This is a genomic window from Pseudomonas sp. REP124, assembly GCF_020164475.1.
Lineage (GTDB): Bacteria > Pseudomonadota > Gammaproteobacteria > Pseudomonadales > Pseudomonadaceae > Aquipseudomonas.
This window is the reverse complement of sequence record NZ_JAIQWX010000001.1, coordinates 80,852-105,271: the sequence shown is the minus strand read 5'-3', so window position 1 is coordinate 105,271 and position 24,420 is coordinate 80,852. Positions and strand designations below refer to the sequence as shown.

Below are 24,420 nucleotides of genomic sequence, written 5' to 3'. Positions count from 1 at the left end.
CTCCTGTTCAGATGCGACGGTCGCTGTGTTGCCAGTAGGCATCGCGGATAAGCCGGCGAACGACTTTGCCGTTGGGGTTTTTGGGCAGCTCGGTGACGAAGTCCACGGCGCGGGGTTTTTTGAATCCGGCCAGGGTCTGCGCGCAATGCTCGATGACCTCATCTTCGCTGAGCTCGGTACCCGGCTTGAGCACGATGACGGCTCGCACCGCTTCGCCCCACTGTTCATCCGGTACACCGACGACGGCGGCCTCGTAAACTTGCGGCAGGTTGTAGAGCACCTGTTCGACTTCGGTCGGGTAGATGTTGAAGCCGCCGGAGATGATCATTTCCTTCTTGCGATCGACGATGAACACGTAACCCTCATCGTCGACCGTCGCCAGATCACCGCTGAGGTAGTAACCGTCGCGCATCACCTCGGCGGTCAGCTCGGGTGCCCGCCAATAGCCCTGCATGATGTCCGGCCCTTTGACCACGATCTCGCCGATCTCGCCCGGCTTCACATCCTGGAATTCGTCGTTGACCACCCGCAGGTCGGTCTCGAAATAACAGCGACCGCAGGACGCCAGGCGCCGATAGTCGCCGTTCTCGCACAGATGGTCCTGCTCGGTGAGCACGGTGACCAGCGAACAGGTTTCACCGGCGCCATACCCTTGCGCCAGGATCGGCCCGAACACTTCGATGGCGCGCTTGACCAGCGACGGCGCCATCGGTGCGGCGCCGTACATGACCAGGCGCAGGCTGCTCAGGTCATAGCGTTCAACACCTGGGAAGTTCACCAGTCGGTTGATCATCGCGGGCACCAGGAACAACCGGGTGACACCTTCGCGCTGGATGGACTCAAGCAGCAATTGATCGTCGTAGCGTTCCAGCAGCAGGTTGCAGGCACCGACCGCCAGCAACGGCATCAACTGCATGCCGCTGGCGTGGGTGATAGGCCCGACATGCGCCATGACATCGCCAGGCGCCGCGCGCCGGGTGGGGCTGGCGATGCTCTTGCGGATCAGCGCCTTGCGATTGCCGACGCTGAGCATCGCCGCCTTCAACACACCAGAGCTGCCGGAGGTGTAGTGCAACACGGCCAGTGCATCGTCAGGCGGGTCGCAGCTGACCGGGTTGGTGTCACCCAGGTCAAGCAGCGTCGGGTAGGCGACGTCACCACCCTCCTCTGCCAGTGCCACCACCAGACGCAGCGCAGGCACCTGTGCCCGTTGCGCGGCCAAAGCCTGGGCGAACAGCGGCGTAGTGATCAGCGCGACGCTGCAGGAATCGTTGAGAATCTGGATGACTTCATCCAGCGAAAGGCGCGCATTGACCGGCACCTTGACCAGGCCGGCCTTGTAGAAAGCCACTTCGGCCTCGACCAGCTCGACCCGGTTCTCGGCAAGGATGGCGACGTGTTCGCCAGAGCCGATGCCCTGTGCCAGCAACGCAGAGGCCAGCTGATTGGTGCGCTGTTCAAGCTGGGCGAAGGTCACTCGGGTGTGACGATCGATGACGGCCGTTCGCTCCGGCCAGTACTTGGCACTTCGACTGATTATGTTTCCAAGGTTCACGTTGTTGTTCTCGTCGACAGTTAGGACTGGGCCGATCCTAAACAGCGTCGCAACGGCGAACGTAATACCAGTTCCTGATGCCGGGTATAGCTTTTTTAGCTGGGTGAATAGGGTGTGCCGGGCACCCGCGAGCGCCATGCCGAAGTGTTATGGCAACGATCCAGAGACGCTATTTGTGAGCCGATCCAACGCCTCCCTATCATCCCCTCGCAACCGACGACGAACCTGTTCGCTCGGCCTCTGTGCTTCATCCCCCTCACTCTCTAATAAACACAATAAGAGGTTAAGAGTGAACGCTATCGTTCCCGACCGGTTCCGGTCATCGCTGGTTTTACTGTCGTGCAGCCTGCTCGCCGCCCCTGTCGGCGCCATGCAATTCGAACTGGGCGAGATTGAAGGCCAGTTCGATTCGGCCCTGGCATTGGGCATCGGCGTCAGCACCGCCAATCCGGACAAACTGCAGGTGGCAGCCCCCAACGGTAATGACGGCAGGCGCAATTATCGATCCGGTGACGTGTTCTCGACGGTCTTCAAAGGCACACACGACCTGGAACTCAAACACGACAACCTGGGCATGTTCGTGCGCGGTACCTATTGGTACGACACCGCGCAGCGCGATCACAGCCAACGCTTCAAGGAGATCGACGACAACAACCGCAAAACCTCGGCGAAGACAGCCGGTTTCCAGTGGCTCGACGCGTTCGTCTATCGCTTCTACGACATCAATGGTGAGCCGGGCTCGACGCGCTTGGGCAAACAAGTGGTGAACTGGGGCGAGAGCATTTTCATCCAGGGCGGCTTGAACGTCGTGAACCCTTTCAACCAGGCGGCGCTGCGTCGACCGGGCTCGGAGGTCAAGGACGCACTGGTGCCGGTCAACCTGCTGTACGTGACCCAGAACATCAACGATGCGCTGTCCTTTGATGCGTTCTATCAGCTGGATTGGGAACAGACGCAGCTGGACAACTGCGCAACCTTCTTTTCGGGCAACGACTTCATTCCCGAGGGCTGCGAAAGCCTTGACGTCGGTGGCCGGCAGGTCAACCTCGCGGCGGCCAACCGAGGGCTGGGACCGTTTGGCGTGGTCATGACCGAGGAAGGTGTGCGTATCCCTCGAGCGGGCGACGAGGATGCTCGCAACAGCGGCCAGTGGGGTCTGTCGCTGCGCTGGTATGTGGCGCCGCTGGATGCCGAATTTGGTGTGTATGCCGCCAACTACCACAGCCGTTCGCCTTATCTGGGCACCGTCAGCAGCCCGTACTTCAGCAACAACGCTTTCGCCCCGCCGCTGTGTAGCAATCTCGGTGTGCCTTCGGCAGGTTGCGGCGCGTTTCTGGCGTCCAGCTCAGGCCAGTCCCTGGCCGGCGCATTGCGCATGGGAACTTCGCAGTATCTCGCGCAGTACCCTGAGGACATCCGCTTGTACGGCCTGACGTTTTCCACGAACCTGCGCACGGGCACGGCGCTTCAGGGCGAGCTCAGCTATCGACCGAACATGCCCGTGCAGCTCAACGGCACCGATGTGCTTCAGTCGCTGCTCAACGTCGACGGTCGCAGTCCGCTGTCCGAACCCGGCCTGCGCCCGACCACCGACTCCACGCTGTTCAACGGGTATCGGCGCAAGGAAGTCACCCAGGCGCAAGTCTCGGCGATGCATTCCCTTGGCCAGGTGATGGGGGCGAACCAGCTATTGCTGGTGGGCGAAATCGGCGCGACTTACGTCGGCGGCCTGGAAGGAAAAAACGGGCCACGCTATGGCCGATCCGGTGCCTACAACAGTGGCGAACTGGCCGACAACAGCGTTTGCCTGAGCATTTCCAACAGCCCCGAGTACTGCAATAACGAGGGCTTCGTCACGCCGTTTTCCTGGGGTTATCGACTGCGAGCGACCTGGAGTTACTCGAGCGTGATGCAGGGACTGGACCTGCGCCCGAACCTGTCCTGGTCCCATGACGTCAAGGGTTACTCGCCAGGCGACGGTTCGGCGTTCAACGAAGGTTCGCGCTCGGTGAGCCTGGGCCTGGATGCGACATTCATGAGCAAGTATTCGCTGAGCCTCTCTTACACCGACTACATCGATGGCAGCTATGGGACTCGCGGTGATCGCGACTTCGCGGCGATCAGCGTCGGCGCCTCTTTCTGACTCTTATCAAAGGAATACCGATCCATGCGCATTCATTGCGATTTTGCCAAAACCACATCCCGGCTGGTGCTTGGGACGGCGTTGCTGCTCAGCACGGCTACCGCTTCTGCCGTGGCGGCCGGTGACGGCGTCATGCAAGGATTTCCACCTGCCCAGGAGTTTCGTGTGAACAAAGCCAACGCCTTTCAACCGCCCTTTCTGCGCTGGTCGATACGCCATGCGCGGGAAGTGTCTGCGACGCGCAACATCGCTCGCGCCGCCCAGCCGTTGCCATTGACAGGGGAAGAGCCTCGACAGCTTGACTCTGTCGAGTTCAAAGCCGGCGAGGCGAACCTGACACTTGCCCAATACCTGCAGGACACCACGACCGACGGATTCATCGTGCTGCACCGCGGCAAAGTGGTGTTCGAGCGATATCTGGACGGATTCGAGGCTAACCAGCCACACATATGGGCATCGATGACCAAGTCGGTGACAGGTCTGCTGGCGGCGCAGTTTATCGCCGAAGGCACGCTCGACCCCCTGGCCAGGCTGGCCAGTTACGTCCCTGAGCTGAGTGGTACACCGTTCGGCGAAGCCACGGTGCAGGCCAATCTTGATATGCAAGTGGCTGTGGCCTATCCCGAAGCGGTGCCGCCTGATCTGGGCCTGTTTGCCGCCACCGGATTGATCCCGCGCAACGCAGCGATGCCGGCCGATATCTACTCATTCCTGCAGGTCGCGCAGAGAGCCCCCGGTGAAAGCCGTTTCTTTTATCAGAACGGTTCACCCGAGGCGCTCGCATGGGCATTGCGGCGGATCTCCGGATTGAACTGGGCACAGCTCGTGCAGCAACGCATCTGGTCGCGCTTCGCCCAGGAAGACGCCTATGTTCAAATCGATGAGCTGGGTACAGAGATGGCCAGCGGCGGCATCAGCGCCAACCTTCGCGACACCGCGCGTTTCGCTGAAATGGTACGCCGTGAACTGGCTCGCGAGCTCAGCGCCGACAGCTTCAATCGCGCCGTACACAGCACCTTTCAAGCGGGCGATGCGACGGTTTTCGCACAGGGCAACCTTGCGCCGGGCCGCCCCGGTTATGCCTACCGCAACTATTGGTTTCAGCGAAATGACGGGCAGGGTTCGGTGGAAGCCAGTGGTCGTTTCGGGCAAAAAATCTACATCAACCCCAAGCGCGAAGTGGTCATCGTGAAATTGTCTTCCACGGCCGATCAAGCCAGGCGCGCCACCAGCGCTGAAGGTGAAGCGAAGGTGGCTGCACGGGCGATTGATTCACCGGGGACGTTCAACAGCATGGTCGATTCGGTACTGGTGCAATTGAAGGAGTGAGATGGAGGTTCATACAGCCGCGGGGCATCAGACAGCCAGCGTCATCGTTGACCACCATTCGCGGGCAAGCCACGCTCCCACAGAGGATTTGTGGATGGCATTCGCCCACTGTGGGAGCGAGCCTGCTCGCGATGAATGCCCAGGCGACGCGTCCTACCAGGCAGCCCGCGTCATCGTTGGCGTCCATCGCGAGCAGGCTCGCTCCCACAGGAATTGCGTCCTGCACAAAACCTGGAGTTGCCGAAGGCTGCGATCTTTTAAAGCCTTCGAATCAGGCCGGCACAGCCAGAATAATGTGAGACGCCTTGATCACCGCCGTAGCGCTCACCCCCGGCTTCAACCCCAATTCCGACACGGCATCACGGGTCACGATCGAATAGACATTTGACCCACCGGCCAACTCGATGACCACCTCGGAATTGACCGCCCCGTCATTGACGCTCAGCACTTTGCCCTTCAGGCAGTTACGCGCGGAGAGGCGGATGTCGTCGGACTCGGTCATCAGCATGACCCAGGGCGCCTTGATCAGGGCGATGGCTTCCTTGCCCACGGCAATCGGCAGGTTGCGGACGCTTTCCAGGGTCACCACGGCGACGAGTTGCTCGCCGCCGGACAACTTCAAGCTGACTTCTGCATTGACCGCCCCTTCCTGGACCTGGATGACCTGGCCTTTGAGGACGTTGCGTGCACTGACTTTCATGAGGAGCTCCTGGCTTGTGTTCGGGTTGGTTGGAACAACCTTGAGACCGTCCAATACAAGCCATCCGACATTCCGATCAGATGAGCAAATCCTCGTAAAACGCACCAAACGCCCGCTCGGGATGGGCGAGCTGGATTTCCAGAATCCACAGGCCGTTGTTCGGGTACTGATCCAGGTCGCCGAGATCACCGCCGCGATAAATCGCATGGGGAAAGTCGCTGACCCGATGGCCCTTGATGTCGAGGTTGAGCTTCCAGCCCATGGCGTTTGCCTGGGCGGCGGCGAAATCGTATAGCGCCACGCCGGAGACCCGCTCGCTGCGCCAGAAGCGCTCGACGCGATCGAACAACTCCTTGGCCGCCGCGGCGCAGGCGGCCATTTGCGGATCGGAGCCAGTGGTGAAGGTCGCGCCGGCATCCCCTTCATGCCCCTGCCAGACCACGCCCATGTCGATGAAAAAAATGTCGTGTTCGCCCAGCTCGGGATCGCCCTCGGAGCGCTGCTTGAAGGTCTTGAGAGTATTGGCGCCGAAACGCACCAGCAGAGGGTGCCAGATACGGTCCATGCCCAGTTCCGCCAGGATTTCCTTCCCGCGCAGCTGCGCCTCGGATTCGCGCATGCCGGGCGCGATGACCGCGGCAATGCGCTCGATGGCGTTCCAGGTCATCTGCTGGGCGTAACGCATGGTTTCCAGCTGGTAATGCTCACCGACTGCTTCTTTGTTTTTCAGGACCGTATTCATCATTCCTTCCCTTGGTAAGAAAGCGCAGGCCAAGCGCTATATATTTTTGTATATTGCGACACTCAATAACAAAGATAAAGCCGCGATCCAGGCTCGAACCCGACATGATGAACATTTCCAGCACCCAGATCGGCGATCCCTCCAGCGCGCTGGACCAGTTCCTGAAGAAGCCCAGCATCCGCCAGAAAAACCATCTGCTGATCCTCAAGGCTGCCAGCGAAGAGTTTTCAGTGTCCGGCTTCGACGCCACCCAGACCCGCGATATCGCGGCGCGCGCCGGTATTCCCAAGGCCAACCTCTATTACTACTTCCAAACCAAGGAAAACCTCTACGCCCACGTACTGCTGAGTTTCGTCGGCCCGCTGCTCAAGGCCTCGGCGGCGCTCAGGGAAAGCGATGATCCGGCGGTGGGCCTGCAGGCGTATATCAAGGCGCGGATCCGGATCATTCAGGAGAATCCGCTCAGCTCGAAGGTCTTCAGCCACGAACTGTTGTTCGGCGGCAAGCACCTGCCCGACAAGTACAAGCACCTGCTGCACGAAGAGGCCCAGCGCAACATCGATCACCTGCGAGGCTGGATCGAACGCGGCCTGATCGCGCCGGCCGATCCTGAACACCTGATGCTGTTCATCTGGTCGGCGACCCGGACCTATACCAACCTGGGGTGGCAGATGTCGCTGATCCGGGGGGCGGACAAGCCGGATGATGCGGATTATGAGCGCGCGGCGGGGACGATTACGCGGATGGTGTTGGGTGGGGTTGTGCCGAATATTGGCGTGCCTTTTTGATCATGTCAGCTCCATGCATCAGGCCGGCTTGCAAATTACATTAGCGCTAATGTAACTTCCCCTCCACGCCTTGTGGAGTAACGCCATGAACAGATTGAACGAGCCCGGCCTCGGCGAGCTTCTGCGTTATGTTTCGGAACTGGTGGAGGTCGGCGCCGAGGAGCATTACCAGCAAATGGGCCTGACCTACCGGGCGCGCTACACCCCGGTATTGCGTGCGATCCGCTCCGGAGCCCAGACCGTCACCGAGATCACCACCCGCACCCACCTGACCCAGGGTGCGATCAGTCAGACCGTGAGCCAGATGGACGCCGACGGCCTGATTTCCCGCCAGCGCGGCGTCGATGGCCGCAAGACTGTCATCCAGCTGACCCCCGCCGGCAGTGCCGTGGTGAAGCAATTGAAATCCCACTGGTTCGCCACCTTCGAAGCCATCGAGCATCTGGAGGAGGAAATCGGCTATCCGTTGCGCCGGGTCCTGGAAGAAGCGGCGAAAGCCCTTGAAAACCGCGGATTCTCCGAGCGCCTGAATCAAGCCAAACAGCAACTCACAGCGGACGTTGCCCACCATGAATAATCTCAACCGTGAATCGAGGAACTGGTTCGACCAGGGCGGCCAGGCCTACGCCCGCTTTCGCCCGGAATACCCGCCACAACTGTCGGCGTATCTGGCGTCACTCGCGCCCAACACGTTCCTCGCAGTCGATGTCGGCTGTGGCAACGGCCAACTGACCAAACAGCTTGGCGGGCATTTCCGCGAGGTGATCGGCTTTGACCCAAGCGCCGAACAGGTTAATCACGCCCAGCCACAAACCAATGTCAGCTACGCCTGCGCCCAGGCCGAAGACCTCCCCCTCCTGAGCCGCAGCGCCAGCCTCATCACCGCCGCACAGGCGGCTCACTGGTTCGACCTGCCAAAGTTCTACGACGAGGTCCGCCGCGTGGCCGAGCGCGACGCGATTCTCGCGCTGATCAGCTATGGCGTGCTGCGCATGGACGGCGGACTCGGTGCCCGCTTCGAGCAGTTCTACTGGAACGAAATCGGCCCCTTCTGGCCCGCCGAACGCAAGCTGGTGGACACCGGATACTCGACCATCGACTTCCCCTTCACCGAGCTTGAGCCCCCCGAGATCGCCATCCACCTTGAGTGGAACCTCGACGAATTTCTCGGCTACGTCTCCACCTGGTCGGCGATCCGCAGCGCCAGGGAATCGGGCCGAGAGGATCTGCTTCACACCTTCGCCACCGACATCGCCAATCTCTGGGGCGCCCCCGAGACCCGGCACGCGATCACCTGGCCCATCAACATGAGGATCGGGCGGCTATGAGCGACATACGTTCAAGTGGTCGATCACAAAACCAGTAAACACCCAAAGCCCTGTGGGAGCGCGGCTTGCCCGCGAATGCGTCAGGTCAGCCAGCATCATCATTGAACGTGCCGGCCTCTTCGCGAGCAAGCTCGGCTCCTACAGCCTGTGAACCACAAGGTATGGGGTAGGTTTGCACCGTGAGCGAACCATCCTCACTGTCCCACACCTCGAGCGCCCTATTGACCATATCGCCAGGCATCACATCGAGTGCATGCTTGAAAAGCGCTTGTTGGCGAAGCATGCCCAGACCACGGCCATGACCATTCAGGCAAACCAAACCGGCATGCAGTGTTTCGCGTGCGTGCAGCCCGGCCACAGGACCGCCAGCAGGACCACGAAAGTCGCGGGAATTGATTGTTACCAACGTGTAATCACCCTCAATGACCCGCACCATCAATTGCTGGTCCGTCAGCCCGTTCCACCCCATATCGCGGACCGACGTGGCGACATGGCCTGCCATGTGGGCAATCGTCGCGAGCGAAGGTGACAGGCACTCATCGATCAGAAAGCGGAAACTCATTCAGGCTGCTCAGACCTGCGCGGGCGGCCTCGACGCGGGTGGGTCTGCTGATAGAGACGGGCGTGTTCGATCATTTCCGGAGTGAGGAATGGATAGTCGTCCTGAATAATGTCGAACGGCACGCCTTCGTCGACCGTAGCCAGCAAACTCTCAATCGGCAGGCGTGAACCCCGGATGACCGGCAGGCCGCCGAGAATTTCTGGATCGCAGATCACGGTTTCGTGCACTTGAAGGATTTTCTTGAGGCGATTGGCCATACGCCCCATTGAATCCTCAAGGTTGACGCTTAGCGTGCCCATGTCAAATGAGCTGACTGCCGTTACCACATCGTCAGATATTGTTTTTCCTGGCAGCTGATACTCAGCGAGCAGCACGCTGTAATGACTCTCCATCCACGTTTCAATGGCTACCTTTCGTGCATTACGAGTCAGCAGGTGCTTGAGATCGTGGTTTATGGTCACTGAGACCGAGGTGCCGACCAGATCGAACTCTCGACGCTGGCTCCGCTTGCAAAAGCGTGATGGCAGCATCCCGTCGTCGACAAGGCGGTCGACCTCGGATTCCGATGTCTGGGTTACAAAGGCCACCTCGGAGCTGGGGGACCATGCGATCTCAGAATTGGTCATGAGAAAATGTTTCCGTGTTTTCGGGAACATTATTCTCTGCCTCATTTCCCGGGCATGCAATGGCTCGTAAGGCCCCTGCTCCAGCCTCGCGACGAATTGAGCCGAGTGGGTAACGGAGTGCTTCAAACCCTGGTCGCGTCACCCAAGACCTTTGAGGAAAGGAGCCGACGCCAATGGAATGCACGCATGAGCGATAGAGCCGTGCGCTATATGATCACCAGCGAGCAATCGCTGAACGCCGCCAGAGATGTTCATCTCAACCGCATGGCCTTGATGGATCGTCAATACAAGGTGTGCTCGATTAAGCCGGAATGCTGGGATGTACCGGCTAAAAAGTGATGCTGTCTGAATGGTTTTTTGTCAGGAAGTGCCCTTGGATAAGGCCGAAGCTCGCAGCCAATTGATGCGTCTACATGTCGAGCTGGCTGCGCTGGGCTTGTATCACCTGCATCTCAATCATGCCGGTGCTCCTCAAGGCCGGATCGATGGTTGCCTGAACGCGTCACAGCGCCGTAAGGTAATTGCCTGCATTCATTGAGAATTGCCATGCCCATCCGCCCTTTCAAACTGGCCGTCACAGATGCGCAGCTCAACGACCTTCGTCAGCGGCTATGCAATGCAAAGTTGGCTGAATCCTTGAAAACCGACAGCTGGGAAGATGGAACCAGCCCGGCTTTTCTTCAGCGTGTTCTTGAATACTGGTGTGACCGCTTTGACTGGCGAAGCCAGGAACGGCGCATCAATCAGTTGCCGCAGTTCATGACCGAGGTCGACGGCCAAACCATTCATTTCCTGCACCAGCGCGGGAACGGGGACAAACCCATGCCATTGGTTATCACCCATGGCTGGCCCGGTTCCTTCCTGGAAATGCAACGCTTGCTCCCCTTGCTCACTGACCCGGCCGCCCACGGTGGCGACGCCGCTGATGCCTTCAATGTGGTAATTCCATCTTTGCCAGGTTATGGCTGCTCACCCGCGCCGACACAGGCCGGCATCAGCTCAAGACAAATTGCCGGCATGTGGAAAGCGCTCATGGGGCAGCTCGGATACGAACGTTTCGGCGCCCAGGGAGGAGACATCGGCGCAGGCGTTTCAATGTGGCTCGCCCGAGATCATGGCCCGCACATCACAGGTGCTCATCTCAATTACATTCCCGGCAGCTATCGGCCACCTCTGGGTGACGGACAAGATGCCTTGAACGAGGCGGAACAGGATTTCCTGAATCGCAGCAGCCAGTTTGCTGCCACCGAAGGTGCGTATGTTGCGCTGCAGAGCACGAAACCACAAACCCTGGCTTTCGCACTGACGGATTCACCGATAGGTCTCGCAGCCTGGATGCTCGAAAAGTTTCAGGCCTGGGTCGATCATCCCGACGATCTGGAACAAGTCATATCGCTCGATACTCTTCTGACTAATATCGCGCTGTACTGGTTTAGCGGGAACGTCCATGCAAGCTTGCGTTTGTATAAGGAAAACCGACAAAACCCGCTGGCGTTCGAGCCAGGCGAGCGAGTCGATACGCCGTTGGGCGTCTCCCTCTTTCCAAGGGAAATCCCCATGCCGCCCCGTAGCTGGGTGGCACGCGTTTTCGATGTGCATCGCTGGGAGCACATGGCTCGCGGAGGTCATTTCGCGGCGCTGGAGCAGCCGCAGATTCTGGCTGAGGAAATCCGGGCGTTCTTCAGGCCGTTTCGTGTTTAGCCACGCGAAGAGAAGAGCAAAAATGGGGTTGGATTTGTTCTAGAGAAACAGTTCGGCCCCCTTGTTTCGTCCCAAAAAGCCTCGGCAAGTATGATCCCGCCTCAACAACTGCCCCACGAATAAGGAAATCCCATGGCCACCGCTCACGTTTTCATCGCCACCAGCCTGGACGGCTTCATCGCCAGACTCGACGGCGACATCGACTGGCTCCTGCAGCGCGATGATCAAACCGAAGACCACGGCTACAACGACTTCATCGCCGACAAGGACGTCATCGTCATGGGCCGCGGGACCTACGAAAAAGTGCTGACCTTCGACACCTGGTTCTATGACCGGCCCGTCGTGGTGCTCTCTGCACAACTGACCGACACACCGGTGCCCGAGACCCTCAAAGGCAAGGTGCGATTCTCCAGCCTCTCGCCTCGGGACGTGATGGACGAATTGACGAAACAGGGAATGCACCGGGCGTATGTCGATGGCGGGCAACTGGTGCAGTCATTCCTGCGCGAGGGACTGATCGCCGAGATGGTGATCACCACAGTCCCCGTGCTGATCGGCTCGGGAAGGCCCCTGTTCGGCACCCTGCCCCACGACGTTGATTTGAAGCTGGTCTCCAGCCGTTGCTTTGCTTCGGGGTTGGTGCAGTCGACTTATCGACTGATCCAGTAATCCGATGCCGGAGACTGCAAAACCTGTGGGAGCGAGCCTGCTCGCGATGACTTTGAACGATAACGCCTCCATAACTGGATGAGCGCGGTGATCCGGAGTCCATCGCGAGCAGGCTCGCTCCCACAATTTACGGGGCATCGATTTGAAACCGTGGCAGCCCCACCTTCTCTTCTCTACTTCTGCGCCGATAAGGAAGTCGCGATGTCACCCAACAAAACGTGTCCCGTGATGCTTTCGAGTACACCTGAGCCGCGCATCCTGCTGTTTCGCCATCCACTGGCAGGTGTGCAATTGGTCAAAGGCACCATTGAGTCCGGCGAAACACCTGCGCAGGGCGCACTAAGGGAGTTGAGAGAAGAGTCCGGTATCCACACAGCTTTCCTTGTCCGCGATCTCGGCTGTTGGAATGCCGGCCACCTGAATCAGATCTGGTCGTTTCAACTGTGTGCATCGCATACGTCCTTGCCGGAGCAATGGACGCATCAAACACTCGACGACCATGGTCACATCTTTAGTTTCTTCTGGGCTTCTTTTGATGACCTGCCATTTGCAGAGTGTCATCCAGTCTTTCAGCGGGCGCTGCGGTATTTGACCTCAGTGATATCGAAGGGCGACTTCCTGCTGGCTGATGATCAGCACCTGAGTTAGTTGCCCTGCACCCTCGGCTATTAAAGACAGCTTTCCGGGGTTGCCGGCAAGCTTTCGAGAAAAGCAGCAATCTGCCGGCGACCTCGTAAATGCACAGTAGGTACATGAGGACCCGTGCGTTTGCGCACCGCTTCGATACCGGGCCGGTAGCCGTGATCAAAACTCCACACGAACTTCAGAAAGGTCATGAACACCCGGTTAATTTTTTCTGAGCAACCTGCCGGAAGGTCAGCACGCGGTCGGTTCATGAAGTTGCGCCTGATCACCCGGCTCAAACAAATGAGCCGCGGCGTATCAATCCAGATGATCAGATCGGCGCGCGGCAAGCGCAGGTCGAATGTTCGGCGGGCATAGTTGCCTTCGCAGATCCAGGAGCCCCCTGCGACAGCCTCGCCTACACGATTACGGAATTGTTCGGCATCCGGCTCGACCCAACCGGGTTCCCAGAACAACGTGTCGAGGTGTACGACGGGCAGGCCAAGGCGCTCGCCGAGAATGCGAGCCATTGTGGATTTGCCGCTACCGGCATTGCCCAGAATTACGATGCGCTGCATGGTGACTTCCTGTCAGAAAAAGGCCGGCGATTTTGCGGTTTTTTGCCTAGGGTAGGAAGCCCTCCCCGATACTTTCGAAGCGAACAATGGAGGCACCTAGTAGGCAACGCCGAACAGTTAGCAATGAACTACTCGGTCGTTGGAGTAAAAGGGCAAACAATCTTATGAAGAAGTTTTTCCCCATCCGATTCAGGAATAGAATCGCCACCCACTTTCCAACAACACTCGCTTTCAACAAGGAAATCTCATGACAAGGATGGTTGCTGTTTTAACCCTGCTTGGTTGCATCACGTCGGCCTCGGCATTGGCGGCGTCTGATTGTCCGTTTCCGCAGGGAATGCAGGCGTCCATTGGTGCGTCGAAAGAAGCTATCGCGGCCAGGCAGGCCGGGGTCGCCAAGGATGTTTTGCTTGCCAGGATTACCCCCTCTGCCGACGGACAAATGTCTCGGATGCTCAAGAATATCGTCGACGAGGTTTACGACTATCCGGCGTTGCGCCCCGAGGTATATGCGGCCTACCGGTTCGAGCATTGCTTCGTTTCGCAGCAGCACGCCGAACAGGTGTCGGCAGTGAAGTTTGCCGACGTCTATCCGCTACTGAAAAAATGTGAACAGATCGATCCGGAAGGGGCGCGAGCGCCTTGTGCGATGCGTGTCGTGCACACCGTAACAGGCATTCCCGAGTAAGCGGTTGGCAGAAAAAAACGAAGGAAAATGAAGTCGGCACGCCAGATCCTCAATGTTGACTGACCCACCGCCTTCGCGGGCAAGCCCGCTCCCACAGTGTCTGGTGTCGTTCGCAATTTCTGTGCTCGACAAATAAACCTGTGGGAGCGGGCTTGCTCGCGAAGAGGTCGGCACATTCAACATTGATGGCGACTGATACACCGCTTTCGCGAGCAAGCCCGCTCCCACAGGGGTTCTGGGGTGGTAACAAATATCGCGCCACCACCGACCACTGTGGAGCCTGCTCGCGATGATCCTGAAAGGATCCTCTGAAGGCTCACGCCGATTTCAACGCAAACCGCGAAACCGGCCGACTCAGTCCGTAATGTTCACGCAGCGTCGTCCCCGCATATTCCTCCCGAAACAGTCCCCGCTTGCGCAGGATCGGCAGCACTTCATCCAGAAAAACCTCAAACCCTTCAGGAAACGCCGGTGGCATGACGTTGAAGCCATCGGCAGCCCCACTGCGGAACCACTGTTCTATCAGGTCGGCGATCTGCACCGGCGTCCCCACCGGCACCCAATGCCCGCGGGCGCCGGCCAGTCGGTTGATCAGTTGGCGCAGGGTGGGTTTTTCGCGGTCGACGATGTCGATGATCAGTTTGAAGCGGCTGGCCTGGCTTTCGCCGCCGTCGAAGTTGACCAGGTGCCGCGGGAATGGCGCATCCAGGTCCTGATCCGACAAGTCAACGCCCAGCAAGCGGCGCAGTTGCCCCAGGGCGACGTGAGGCAATACAAGCTCGTTGAGTTCGTCGAACTTGCGCTGGGCCTCGGCTTCGGTGCTGCCGATGTAGGGGCTGATGCCGGGGAGGATTTTCAGCTGGCGGGGATCGCGCCCCACTGCCCTCGCGCGGTTGCGGATGTCGTTGGCGAATTCGATGGCGCTTTGCAGGGTCTGGTGTGCGGTGAAGATGGCTTCGGCATGGCGGGAGGCGAAATCCCGGCCGTCCTCGGAAGATCCTGCCTGCACTTGCACCGGCCTACCTTGCGGCGAACGAGGCGAGTTGAACGGACCCTTGACCCGATAATGCGTGCCAACGTGGTTGATCGAATGCACCTTGGCGCCGTTGGCAAATACGCCTGCGGTCTTGTCCAGCACCAGCGCATCGTCCTCCCAGCTGTCCCACAGGTCGCCGACCACCTGCACGAATTCCTCGGCCTTGGCGTAGCGGTCATGGGCCGGTGGATGCTGGTCCAGGCCGAAGTTGGCGGCTGCGGCGGCCAGGGAGGTGGTGACAATGTTCCAGCCGGCGCGGCCCTTGCTCAGGTGGTCCAGCGCGCTGAACGAACGGGCCAGGTTGTAAGGTTCGCTGTAGGTGGTACTGGCGGTGGCGATCAGGCCGATGCGTTCGGTCACCGCGGCAATCGCCGCCAGCCAGGTGATGGGCTCGAATCGAATGCGCAGGCCTTCACGGTCGCTTTCGGCCAGGGACGGCGAGTCGGCGAAGAAGATCGCGTCCAGCTTTTCCCGTTCGGCGCGTTGCGCCAGTTGCTGGTAGTAGCCGATGTCCATGGACGCTTCCGGCACCGACTGCGGGTGGCGCCAGGCGGCTTCGTGGTGACCGTTGGGGTAGATGAACAGGTTGAGGCTGAGCTGGCGTTCGGACATTTCCGTTCCTTAAAAATGACGATTAAAAAGATAAGGCGGTGCGCCTCAGTGCAACTCGGCAAAGTCGCTCAGCACGTCATCGCGCAGGTTGATAAAGCGGCTGTCACTGCGATTGCGCGGACGCGGCAGATCGATGTCGAGGATGCGGCGAATGCGCCCGGGATTGGGCTGCATGACCACCGCCCGATCGCCGAGGAACACCGCCTCGTCCACGTCGTGGGTGACCAGGATCATGGTGATTTTTTCCTTGGCCCAGATGTTCTGCAGCTCGCCCTGCAGGCGCGCGCGGGTCAGGGCGTCGAGGGCGCCAAGGGGCTCATCCAGCAGCAACACGCTCGGCCGATTGACCAGCCCGCGGGCGATGGCCACCCGTTGCGCCATGCCGCCGGAAATCTGATGCGGGTAGGCCTCGATGAAGTCCTGCAGGCCCACCAGTTCGATATGCTCGCGCACGGTGTCGCGTTTCTGCGCGGCGCTCAGGGGCGAGTTCTTCAGGCCCACGGCAACGTTCTGCTCGACGTTGAGCCATGGGAACAACCGGTGGTCCTGAAACACGATGCCGCGCTCAAGGCCCGTGCCCTTGATCGGTTTGCCGTCGAGCAGGATGCGCCCGTCGAACTCCTCGTCCAGGCCGAGGATCAGCCGCAGCAGCGTGGATTTGCCGCAACCGCTGGCGCCGACGATGCTGATGAATTCGCCGGGGGCGATGTCGAGATCGATGTTATCCAGCACCTGCAACTGCGTCGAACTGCCCGGTCGCGAGGTGAAGCGCTTGCTGATGTTTTCCAGGGTGAGGCTGTTGTTCATGCTGTGATCCTTTTCAATGTTTCAATCAGCGAGGAGAGATGCCATACAAACGCTGCATCCGCCGCTCAAGACTCCGGGCCAACGCGTTCAGTCCCCATCCCACCAGGCCGATAATCACCATTCCAAACAGCACCAGATCCATCATGAAATGCTCGCTGCCATCGATCAGCGTGTTGCCGATGCCCTCCCCCGAGACCAGCAGATATTCGGCGCCGATGGTCGCCAGCCAGCTGTAGACCAGCGCCAGATACAGCCCGGTGAAGATCGACGGCAAGGCGGCGGGTAGCATCACGCCGACGATGGTTTGCCAGCGGCTGAAACCGTAGACCCGCGCCACTTCCAGCAAATTCGGCGGGACGTTGCGCAAGCCGTCGCAGGTGTTGACCACCACCGGCACCAGCGCGGCCAGCGACAGGAACACCACCTTGGCCACGTCGCCCAGACCGAACCACACCGAGATCAACGGAATCCAGGCGAACAGCGAGATTTGCTTGAAGGTGTTGAAACTCGGGCCAACCAAGCGCTCGAAGTGCCGCGAAAGACCCAACAGGCAACCCAGCACCAGGCCCAACGCGGTGCCGATGAAAAAGCCGCTGAGGTTGCGCGCCAGACTCGCGGAAATCGCCCGCCAGAATTTTTCCGAGGTGATCTGATCCCAGGCCGTTACCGCGACTTTTTCAGGTGAAACCAAAAGCCCCGATTCGCTCCAGCCCAGGTTCGACGCCAGCCACCACAGGGCGACCACGGAGATCGGCAAGACCCATCCGCGATAGCGGTGGCTGCCATTGGAAATAGACAGAGTCGCGCTCATCACCGCTGCCCTCCGAGGATTGGCCGACCACGATTGAGGCGCTTCTCGGCGTAATCGAAACCGCGATCGATCAGCAGCCCGAGGGTCCCCACCACCACTACAGCGGCCATGACCAAATCGAGTTGAAACAGCTGACGCCCATAAACGATCAGGTAACCCAGCCCTTCACTGGAGGCCACCAACTCGACCACCACCAGCGACAGCCAGGCCTTGGTGAAGCCCAGGCGAAAGCCGGTGAACAGGGTCGGGATCGCCGCCGGCAAAACGATGGAGGTGACGCTTTGCCGACGGCTGAAACCGTAGGTCCGACCGACTTCCAGCAGGTTTTTCGGCGCCTGCCGGAACGCCTGCAAAGTGCACAGGGTGATCGGCACCAGGGCCGCCTTGGCGATCAGTACGTACTTGAGCGTCTCGCCGATGCCGAACAGCAGCAAGGCGAACGGCAGCCAGCCCAGCACCGGAATTTGCACCAGCGCGTTGAAGGTCGGCAGCAGATAATCCTCCAGCGTCCGCGACAGTCCCATGGCCAGGCCCAGCGCTACACCGAGCAAGGCGCCAAGACCGAATCCGACCACCACCCGCTGCAGGCTGGCCGATGCGTTGAGCCATAGATCGCCGCTGCTGACCAGGTCCGACAGCGCCTGGTAAACGTAGGCCGGTGGTGGCAGTACCTGCTCCGACAGCCAGCCGCGCTCCACCCCCAGATACCACAGGCCCAGCAACAGCAGCGGCAACAGCCAGGGCAAGGCCTTGTCACCCAGGTTCAGGGACCAGGCCGAAGTGCGCGGCGCCTCGACCTTGCGCACCGGGCGCACGGGTGACGGTGGAAGACGTTTGACGTTGTCGCTCGGCAATGCCGGCGCCCCATACTTCTCAAGTCTTGCGGTCTGTGCCCTGGCCATCTGCTTAGCTCCTTTATTTGGCGGTCGTCGTGGCCGCTACTGCATCACCCGCTGGCTGTTTGCCGTCCGGGCCGTAAGGCGTCCAGTAGCTTTCCAGTCCTTTGGCCTTGAGGGATTTCTGCAGGTAACTGGTCTCGAACCAGCCATCGATGCTGATCGGCCGGCGGATGAGTTTTTCTTCCTTGGCCTGCTCCGCCACCGCCTGATAGCGGCTGATCAGGAAGTTGTCGACCAGAGGCGATGCCCTGTCCCTGAGGGTGACGCCGGTGAAGTCGGCACGCAGTGAATCCGCGGGGTCGTTGCTCTTGGCCCACTCGGTGAAGACCGCGTCACGATTGCTCTCGTCCGACGTCCATTTCGCCGCGTCCACCAGCGTATCGACGACCTTTTGCACGTTGGCCGGGTGTTCCTTTTCATAGGCACCGCGCACCACCAGCGCCGTCTGCCGGGTGTAGCGCACGTTCTGCTCAGGGTTGTCGTAGACGATGTCGATCAGGCCTTTGTCCCGCAGCTTGAACAACTCGCGACCACCGAAGGCGGCATCCACGCCATTGGAAATCAGGGCCGCCTGGGAGCTGCCGGTATCGAGGTTGATGACCTTGATATCACGCTCGGTGAGACCGTGTTCCGCCAGCAGATTGATCATCACCAGATGGCCGTTGGTACCGCGGAAGATCGCGACTTTCTTGCCCTTCAGATCCTCGATGGTTTTGAGCGGCGAGCCTTTGGGTACCGCCAGATAGAGGTTGGCGCGCACGCCTAGGGCGGCCAGCAACTTGGTGTCCAGTCCATTGGAACGCCCGACCACGGCCGGCAGATCGCCCTGATAGGCGAAGTCCAGCTGCTGATTGGACAGTGCCTCGTTGACCGCAGGCCCCGCGCCCTTGAAGAAGAACCACTGCACTTCGGTGCCGGTTCCGGCGAAGGCTTTTTCCAGCAGTTGCTGATTGCGCACGATGCCCAGAGGCGAACCGCTAAAGGTCACCGGATCACCGCCACCGGCTGTCGCGACACCGATGCGCAACACATCGGCCTCAGCCACGGGGATCGCAAGTACCGCAGCCAGTGCCGCAGCGATGCTGCCTTTTTTGAACAGACGAATGCCGTTGAGCTTCATGTGAGCCTTCCTTGTATCGATGAGACTGGCCTGTCAGGCGGCGAGGTGTTTTTTGTCGGCTTCGGTTTTTGGCGAGCGCGCGTCCGGGCTCGGTTTCAGCGCTTCGCTCAGGCGCCCGTCCACGCCCACCGGGACATCGCCGTCGATGGTGGTGCGACGCACGATGCGCTGGGCATCGCCGTAATCGTTGATCGCGATGTGCTGCGTGGCGCGGTTGTCCCAGATCACCACATCGCCTTCCTGCCAGCGCCAGCGCACGGTGTTGTCGACATGGGTGATGCGGTCATGGAACAGGCGAATCAGTTGTTTGGAGTCGTTAGTGTTCACCCCCTGGATCTGTTTGACGAAGTGCCCCAATAACAAACTTCTTTCACCGGACTCCGGATGGACTCGTACTAATGGATGTTCGGTTTCGTAGATCTCGGCAGTGAACTGTTCGCGATAACGCTTGAGCCCGGATTCGTCGGTATTACGCGGTGCGGCGTAGTCATATAAGTTTGTATGAAGAACCCGAAGATTATCGGCGAGTTGTTTTAATGGCTCGGGCAAGTCGGCGTAGGCCGTTGCGGTATTGGCCCATACGGTGTCACCACCGTACGGGGGGATAACCACACCACGCAAGATGGACACTTTCGGGTAGTTCGCGACAAAGGTGACGTCGGTGTGCCAGGAGTTGGCGCGGGTTTCCTTGGCGTCCAGGTGCAGGATCGCGGCGCTCTGCTCCGCGGATCTTACGGTGGGATGTGGGACCTGATCGCCGAAACGGCGGGAGAAGGCTTCATGCTCGGCATCGTTGAGATGCTGTTCGCGGAAGAACAGCACTTTATATTTTAGAAGTGCCTGGTTAATGAATTCGAAGTCCTCGGCGCTGATATCGCCGCCCAACTTTACGCCTTCGAGTTGTGCCCCAATTCGACCTGCAACCGGTTTGATTTGAATAGTCATCGAGCTACCTCCTGTCTCACGAGTTGTTGTGGGACAGATCATAAAGACATAAAAGCAGTGATGACTAATCACAAATTATTCTAAAGATAGAAGTTAGGCCATATAACAAATGAGCGATGTGATTTAATAAAAAGACATAAGTTGTTAGTTATTACGTAATAACTAAACATGCCCTCCTGTAGGAGCGAGCATGCTCGCGATGGAGGGACAGTCACCGCGGGGTGTCAGACAGCCAACGTTATCGTTAACGACCATCGCGAGCGTGCTCGCTCCTACAGGGTCAGGGGTCATTTGAAAAAATGACTGGGCGTGGTGCCGAACTGTCTTTTGAACATGGTGCTGAACGCACTCGGGCTGTCGTAGCCCAGCACTCCGGCCACATCGATGATTTTCTCGCCCTGCGCAATACGCTCCAACGCCGAGAGCAACCTTGCCTGCTGACGCCACTGGCCGAAAGTCATGCCGGTTTCCTTGTGGAACAGGCGCTGGATGGTCTTGGCATCCAGCCCCAGTCGCGCGCTCCAGTCCGACAGGGTCGAACTGTCTCCGAGGTCCTGGCGCAAGGCGTCGCAGATGGCCTGGATACGCTGATCGACCGGTTGCGGCAAATGCAACGGCAAGGTCGGCAGCAGCGTCAGTTCATCGACGATCAGACGCATGATTCGCGCTTCCCGGGAGTCCTCGTCGACAGGGCCGGCGATGCTCACCGAGGTTTTGATCAGCTCGCTCAACAGCGCTGAGATACTCACCGCCCGGGTCTCATCCGGCAGTTGCGGAAAACATTCCTGTCGCACGAAGACGCTGCGCATTTTCAACGCACCCACGCAGCGGATCGAATGCACATGGCCGCTGGGCATCCAGATGCCGCGACTCGGCGGAACTGTCCATTGGTTCAAGCCTGAATGCACCACCATCACGCCCTCGATGGCGTAGATCAGCTGATGCTTGATGTGGCTGTGGGGCTTGATGAACCAGTTTTCCGGGTAATCGGTCGCGCTGGTGCACACCGGCCAGTCCACTTCGTCCATTGCGAGCACAAATTCTTCGAGTGATTTGTCCATGATGCCCTTTTTACGAAAGTCAGCGCCCGAATCGCGCGAGACAGGCAATTTCGCGAAATCTAGCATAGCGGCTGATCTACGCAATGCTCTTACTCAGCCTGGATGACGTGCAATGTCCTCAATGACGACCCCTTCTGCGACCGCTTCGGCGGCCAGCCAGACCAGCCCACTGGTCATGCGAGTGATCGGTGCCTGCGCCCTGGCGCACCTGATCAACGACCTGATCCAGGCCGTGCTGCCTTCGATCTACCCGCTGCTCAAGGCCAGCTACGGCCTGACCTTTACCCAGGTGGGTCTGATCACCCTGACCTTCCAGCTGACCGCATCGCTGTTGCAGCCGTGGGTCGGTTATCACACCGACCGTCATCCCAAGCCCTGGCTGCTGCCGGCCGGGATGGTCTGCACGCTGATCGGCATTTTGATGCTGGCGTTTGTTGGTAGCTTTCCGGCGATTCTGGTGGCTTCGGCGTTGGTGGGGATCGGCTCTTCGACCTTCCACCCGGAAACCTCGCGAGTGGCGCGTCTGGCGTCGGGTGGTCGTTATGGTCTGGCGCAGTCGACCTTCCAGGTGGGCGGCAACGCCGGCACCGCTTTCGGTCCGTTGCTGGCCGCGGCGATCATCATTCCTTACGGCCAGGGCAACGTGGCCTGGTTCGGCCTGTTTGCGGTATTCGCGATCCTGGTTCTGTTCGGCCTGAGCCGCTGGTACCGCGCGCACCTGAACCTGTTCAAACTCAAGCAGGGGGGCAAGGCGACCCACGGCCTTTCCAAGCGCCGCGTGACCTTTGCCCTGGTGGTGCTCGCGCTGCTGGTGTTCTCCAAGTACTTCTACATGTCCAGCTTCACCAGCTACTACACCTTCTACCTGATCGAGAAGTTCGATCTGTCGGTGGCCAGCTCCCAGCTGTACCTGTTCCTGTTCCTCGGTTCGGTGGCAGCGGGCACTTTCTTCGGTGGGCCGATCGGTGACAAGATCGGCCGCAAGAAAGTGATCTGGTTCTCCATCCTGGGTGCCGCGCCCTTTACCCTCGCTCTGCCCTATGTTGATCTGTTTTGGACCAGCGTGCTGAGTGTGTTCATCGGCTTCATCCTCGCCTCCGCGTTCTCCGCCATCGTGGTGTTCGCCCAGGAACTGGTGCCGGGCAACGTCGGCATGATCGCAGGTGTGTTTTTCGGTCTGATGTTCGGTTTCGGCGGCATCGGCGCCGCGCTGCTGGGGCATCTGGCGGACATCCATGGCATCGAATACGTGTACACGCTGTGCTCCTTCCTGCCGCTGCTTGGCATCATGACCATTCTCCTGCCGTCGACCAAAGGGATTTGACGAGGACGGGCCACCTTCGGGTGGCCTATCCTGATGATTCAACCCATCAAGCCGGTCGCTCCCATGTCCTCCCCGGAATCCAGCCTGCTGCAGAGCTGGCAGCACAACGCCCAAGCCTGGATCGAAGCCGTGCGCAGCGGCGCTATCGAAAGTCGTCAGCAGGTGACTGATCGGGCGATTTTGCTGGCGATTCAGAGTCGCCAGCCTGAGCGTGTGTTGGATCTCGGCTGCGGCGAAGGCTGGCTGTTGCGGGCGCTGGCGCAACGCGGGATCGAGGCAGTCGGGGTGGATGGCGATTCGACGCTGGTGGCGTCGGCGCGGGCTGCGGGCGCTTCGCAGGTGCATCTGGCGAGCTATGAAGCGCTGGCCGAAGCACAGGTGGATATCGGCAGGGATTACGACGTAATCTGCGCCAATTTCGCCCTGCTGCACCAGGACATCATTCCCCTGCTTGCCGCGATGAAAGTCCTGCTCACCCCCGGTGGCTCGATTGTGATCCAGACGCTGCATCCGTGGACCGCAGCGGCGGGCGATTATCAGGATGGCTGGCGCGAAGAAACCTTCGCCGGGTTCAAGGGCCAATGGCAGCCCATGCCGTGGTACATGCGCACCCTTTCCAGCTGGATCAGGGCGCTGGACATGGCCGGGCTGCGCCTGGCCGAACTGCAGGAGCCCCAGCACCCGCAAAGCCCCGTCCCGCAGTCTTTACTGCTAGTGGCCACGCCCCAAACCCTGTAGGAGCGAGCACGCTCGCGATGGTCGTCAACGATGACGTTGGCTATCTGACACCCCGCGGTGTCTCTACCACCATCGCGAGCAGGCTCGCTCTCACAGGAAGCGGACCCAGATCCAACCAGGAGATCACCATGCGCAAACTCATCGTCGCCGCCTTCATGTCCATCGACGGCGTCATGCAAGCCCCCGGCGGCCTCGAAGAAGACCGCAGTGACGGCTTCCGCTTCGGCGGCTGGATCGTGCCCTACGCCGACGAAGTGTCCGGCGAGGCCGTGATGGATCTGTTCGCCGAGCCTTTCGAATTACTGTTGGGCCGGCGTACCTACGACATCTTCGCGGGCTACTGGCCGCAGATAAAACCCGAAGCCGAAAACCCCATCGCCGACCTGTTCAACGCCGTGCCCAAGCACGTGGCCACCCATCGGCCGGATTCGCTGGATTGGCATAACAGTCGGGTGCTGGACCCGGATGTCGTCGGAGCCGTGCGCGCGCTCAAACAACAGAACGGTTCACAGCTGCTGACCCAGGGCAGCGGCGATCTGGTGCGTCAGTTGTTGGCGGCGGGGTTGGTGGATGAGTTAAGGCTGATGATTCATCCCGTTCTGCTGGGGAGTGGCAAGCGGTTGTTCGGGGATGATGCGCAGGCTTCGGCGTTTGTTTTGGAGCATTCCATTACCACGCCCGGTGGTGTGCTGGTGGCGCGGTATGTGCGTAGTGGGGAGGTGCAGACTGGGACGTTCGGGTAAACACGATTACCCAATACATCGCTACCCCTGAGGCAATGGAGATTACTTGTGGCCAGGAAATTTACGAAAACGTCGCACCGCCAAGTCGGGCTGCGCCGCAGCATCGCTTTTGTCGGCCCCGTCCCGCAGTCTCTATCAGCGCCCCTGATGTACCATTTCATTAACGCAGCACAAACAGCCTGTAGGACTTTTAGAATTCCCCGCTGCGAAATTTCCTTTGACGAAATATTGGACCGACCCGTCGCCCATCCCGGCCGGCTAGCGCTGTACCGTAGTGACCTGGACCGGCGC

General features: G+C 59.7%; 27 protein-coding genes. 14 read left to right on the top strand and 13 right to left on the bottom strand.

Annotated elements, in window-relative coordinates:
* Positions 1–7: 7 nt before the first annotated feature.
* Complete coding sequence (locus tag K9857_RS00335; RefSeq protein WP_224532916.1) at positions 8–1,555, bottom strand: AMP-binding protein; 1,548 nt, start codon at positions 1,553–1,555, stop codon at positions 8–10.
* A 289-nt stretch (positions 1,556–1,844) separates the two neighbouring features.
* Between K9857_RS00335 and K9857_RS00330 the strand changes: the two genes are divergently transcribed.
* Positions 1,845–3,698: a DUF1302 domain-containing protein gene (locus tag K9857_RS00330; protein ID WP_411961530.1), complete on the top strand. Its 1,854-nt coding sequence runs from the start codon at positions 1,845–1,847 to the stop codon at positions 3,696–3,698.
* 24 nt (positions 3,699–3,722) lie between these two features.
* Entirely contained in the window at positions 3,723–5,027 is a 1,305-nt protein-coding gene (locus K9857_RS00325) for a serine hydrolase domain-containing protein (RefSeq protein ID WP_224532915.1), read from the top strand.
* 271 nt (positions 5,028–5,298) lie between these two features.
* Here K9857_RS00325 and K9857_RS00320 read toward each other — a convergent pair whose 3' ends face one another.
* Complete coding sequence (locus K9857_RS00320) at positions 5,299–5,727, bottom strand: molybdopterin-binding protein (protein ID WP_224532914.1); 429 nt, start codon at positions 5,725–5,727, stop codon at positions 5,299–5,301.
* A gap of 76 nt (positions 5,728–5,803) precedes the next feature.
* Positions 5,804–6,469, bottom strand: a complete 666-nt coding sequence (locus K9857_RS00315; protein ID WP_224532913.1) for a M24 family metallopeptidase — start codon at positions 6,467–6,469, stop codon at positions 5,804–5,806.
* A gap of 104 nt (positions 6,470–6,573) precedes the next feature.
* Here K9857_RS00315 and K9857_RS00310 point away from each other — a divergent pair, with 104 nt between their 5' ends.
* The 3 genes from K9857_RS00310 (at position 6,574) to K9857_RS00300 (ending at position 8,585) form a co-directional block, all read left to right on the top strand.
* Positions 6,574–7,257, top strand: coding sequence for a TetR/AcrR family transcriptional regulator (locus tag K9857_RS00310; protein ID WP_224532912.1), 684 nt, complete (start codon positions 6,574–6,576; stop codon positions 7,255–7,257).
* Between the two features lie 85 nt (positions 7,258–7,342).
* Positions 7,343–7,834 (top strand): MarR family winged helix-turn-helix transcriptional regulator, encoded by a 492-nt coding sequence (locus K9857_RS00305; RefSeq protein WP_224532911.1) that lies wholly within the window; start codon positions 7,343–7,345, stop codon positions 7,832–7,834.
* Entirely contained in the window at positions 7,827–8,585 is a 759-nt protein-coding gene (locus tag K9857_RS00300) for a class I SAM-dependent methyltransferase (RefSeq protein WP_224532910.1), read from the top strand. Before K9857_RS00305 ends, K9857_RS00300 begins: the two co-directional genes overlap by 8 nt.
* Before the next feature lie 85 nt (positions 8,586–8,670).
* Here the strand turns inward: K9857_RS00300 and K9857_RS00295 are convergent, their stop codons facing one another.
* Both K9857_RS00295 and K9857_RS00290 read right to left on the bottom strand, forming a co-directional pair.
* A complete protein-coding gene (locus K9857_RS00295; protein WP_224532909.1) occupies positions 8,671–9,147 on the bottom strand; it encodes a DUF5615 family PIN-like protein in 477 nt (158 codons plus the stop codon).
* Entirely contained in the window at positions 9,144–9,773 is a 630-nt protein-coding gene (locus tag K9857_RS00290; protein ID WP_224532908.1) for a DUF433 domain-containing protein, read from the bottom strand. The genes K9857_RS00295 and K9857_RS00290 overlap by 4 nt, the downstream gene beginning before the upstream one ends.
* A gap of 186 nt (positions 9,774–9,959) precedes the next feature.
* Between K9857_RS00290 and K9857_RS00285 the strand changes: the two genes are divergently transcribed.
* From K9857_RS00285 to K9857_RS00265, 5 genes are all read left to right on the top strand, one after another.
* Positions 9,960–10,112 (top strand): hypothetical protein, encoded by a 153-nt coding sequence (locus K9857_RS00285; protein WP_224532907.1) that lies wholly within the window; start codon positions 9,960–9,962, stop codon positions 10,110–10,112.
* A gap of 34 nt (positions 10,113–10,146) precedes the next feature.
* Complete coding sequence (locus tag K9857_RS00280) at positions 10,147–10,311, top strand: hypothetical protein (RefSeq protein WP_224532906.1); 165 nt, start codon at positions 10,147–10,149, stop codon at positions 10,309–10,311.
* 8 nt (positions 10,312–10,319) lie between these two features.
* Complete coding sequence (locus tag K9857_RS00275) at positions 10,320–11,474, top strand: epoxide hydrolase family protein (RefSeq protein WP_224532905.1); 1,155 nt, start codon at positions 10,320–10,322, stop codon at positions 11,472–11,474.
* 132 nt (positions 11,475–11,606) lie between these two features.
* Positions 11,607–12,143, top strand: a complete 537-nt coding sequence (locus tag K9857_RS00270; RefSeq protein ID WP_224532904.1) for a dihydrofolate reductase family protein — start codon at positions 11,607–11,609, stop codon at positions 12,141–12,143.
* 201 nt (positions 12,144–12,344) lie between these two features.
* A complete protein-coding gene (locus K9857_RS00265) occupies positions 12,345–12,791 on the top strand; it encodes an NUDIX hydrolase (RefSeq protein WP_224532903.1) in 447 nt (148 codons plus the stop codon).
* Between the two features lie 20 nt (positions 12,792–12,811).
* On the opposite strand, the gene K9857_RS00260 is transcribed toward K9857_RS00265, so the two are convergent.
* Positions 12,812–13,345: an AAA family ATPase gene (locus K9857_RS00260; protein WP_224532902.1), complete on the bottom strand. Its 534-nt coding sequence runs from the start codon at positions 13,343–13,345 to the stop codon at positions 12,812–12,814.
* A gap of 247 nt (positions 13,346–13,592) precedes the next feature.
* On the opposite strand from K9857_RS00260, the gene K9857_RS00255 reads away from it, so the two are divergent.
* On the top strand, positions 13,593–14,033 hold the full coding sequence (locus K9857_RS00255; RefSeq protein WP_224532901.1) for a hypothetical protein: 441 nt from the start codon (positions 13,593–13,595) through the stop codon (positions 14,031–14,033).
* A 316-nt stretch (positions 14,034–14,349) separates the two neighbouring features.
* On the opposite strand, the gene K9857_RS00250 is transcribed toward K9857_RS00255, so the two are convergent.
* The 7 genes from K9857_RS00250 to K9857_RS00220 form a co-directional block, all read right to left on the bottom strand.
* Positions 14,350–15,681: an LLM class flavin-dependent oxidoreductase gene (locus K9857_RS00250; protein WP_224532900.1), complete on the bottom strand. Its 1,332-nt coding sequence runs from the start codon at positions 15,679–15,681 to the stop codon at positions 14,350–14,352.
* A gap of 45 nt (positions 15,682–15,726) precedes the next feature.
* Positions 15,727–16,488 carry an ABC transporter ATP-binding protein gene (locus tag K9857_RS00245; RefSeq protein WP_224532899.1) on the bottom strand — a complete coding sequence of 254 codons (762 nt, stop codon included), beginning with the start codon at positions 16,486–16,488 and terminating at the stop codon, positions 15,727–15,729.
* Between the two features lie 25 nt (positions 16,489–16,513).
* Positions 16,514–17,299: an ABC transporter permease gene (locus K9857_RS00240; protein WP_224532898.1), complete on the bottom strand. Its 786-nt coding sequence runs from the start codon at positions 17,297–17,299 to the stop codon at positions 16,514–16,516.
* On the bottom strand, positions 17,299–18,201 hold the full coding sequence (locus tag K9857_RS00235) for an ABC transporter permease (RefSeq protein WP_224532897.1): 903 nt from the start codon (positions 18,199–18,201) through the stop codon (positions 17,299–17,301). Before K9857_RS00235 ends, K9857_RS00240 begins: the two co-directional genes overlap by 1 nt.
* Before the next feature lie 13 nt (positions 18,202–18,214).
* Complete coding sequence (locus tag K9857_RS00230) at positions 18,215–19,318, bottom strand: ABC transporter substrate-binding protein (RefSeq protein WP_224532896.1); 1,104 nt, start codon at positions 19,316–19,318, stop codon at positions 18,215–18,217.
* Between the two features lie 33 nt (positions 19,319–19,351).
* On the bottom strand, positions 19,352–20,263 hold the full coding sequence (locus K9857_RS00225; protein ID WP_224532895.1) for a TauD/TfdA dioxygenase family protein: 912 nt from the start codon (positions 20,261–20,263) through the stop codon (positions 19,352–19,354).
* 287 nt (positions 20,264–20,550) lie between these two features.
* On the bottom strand, positions 20,551–21,324 hold the full coding sequence (locus K9857_RS00220; protein WP_224532894.1) for an AraC family transcriptional regulator: 774 nt from the start codon (positions 21,322–21,324) through the stop codon (positions 20,551–20,553).
* 112 nt (positions 21,325–21,436) lie between these two features.
* Between K9857_RS00220 and K9857_RS00215 the strand changes: the two genes are divergently transcribed.
* The 3 genes from K9857_RS00215 (at position 21,437) to K9857_RS00205 (ending at position 24,129) form a co-directional block, all read left to right on the top strand.
* Positions 21,437–22,648: an MFS transporter gene (locus K9857_RS00215; protein WP_318011735.1), complete on the top strand. Its 1,212-nt coding sequence runs from the start codon at positions 21,437–21,439 to the stop codon at positions 22,646–22,648.
* A 63-nt stretch (positions 22,649–22,711) separates the two neighbouring features.
* Positions 22,712–23,386, top strand: coding sequence for a class I SAM-dependent methyltransferase (locus tag K9857_RS00210; RefSeq protein WP_224532893.1), 675 nt, complete (start codon positions 22,712–22,714; stop codon positions 23,384–23,386).
* Between the two features lie 128 nt (positions 23,387–23,514).
* On the top strand, positions 23,515–24,129 hold the full coding sequence (locus K9857_RS00205; protein WP_224532892.1) for a dihydrofolate reductase family protein: 615 nt from the start codon (positions 23,515–23,517) through the stop codon (positions 24,127–24,129).
* Positions 24,130–24,420: the final 291 nt, after the last annotated feature.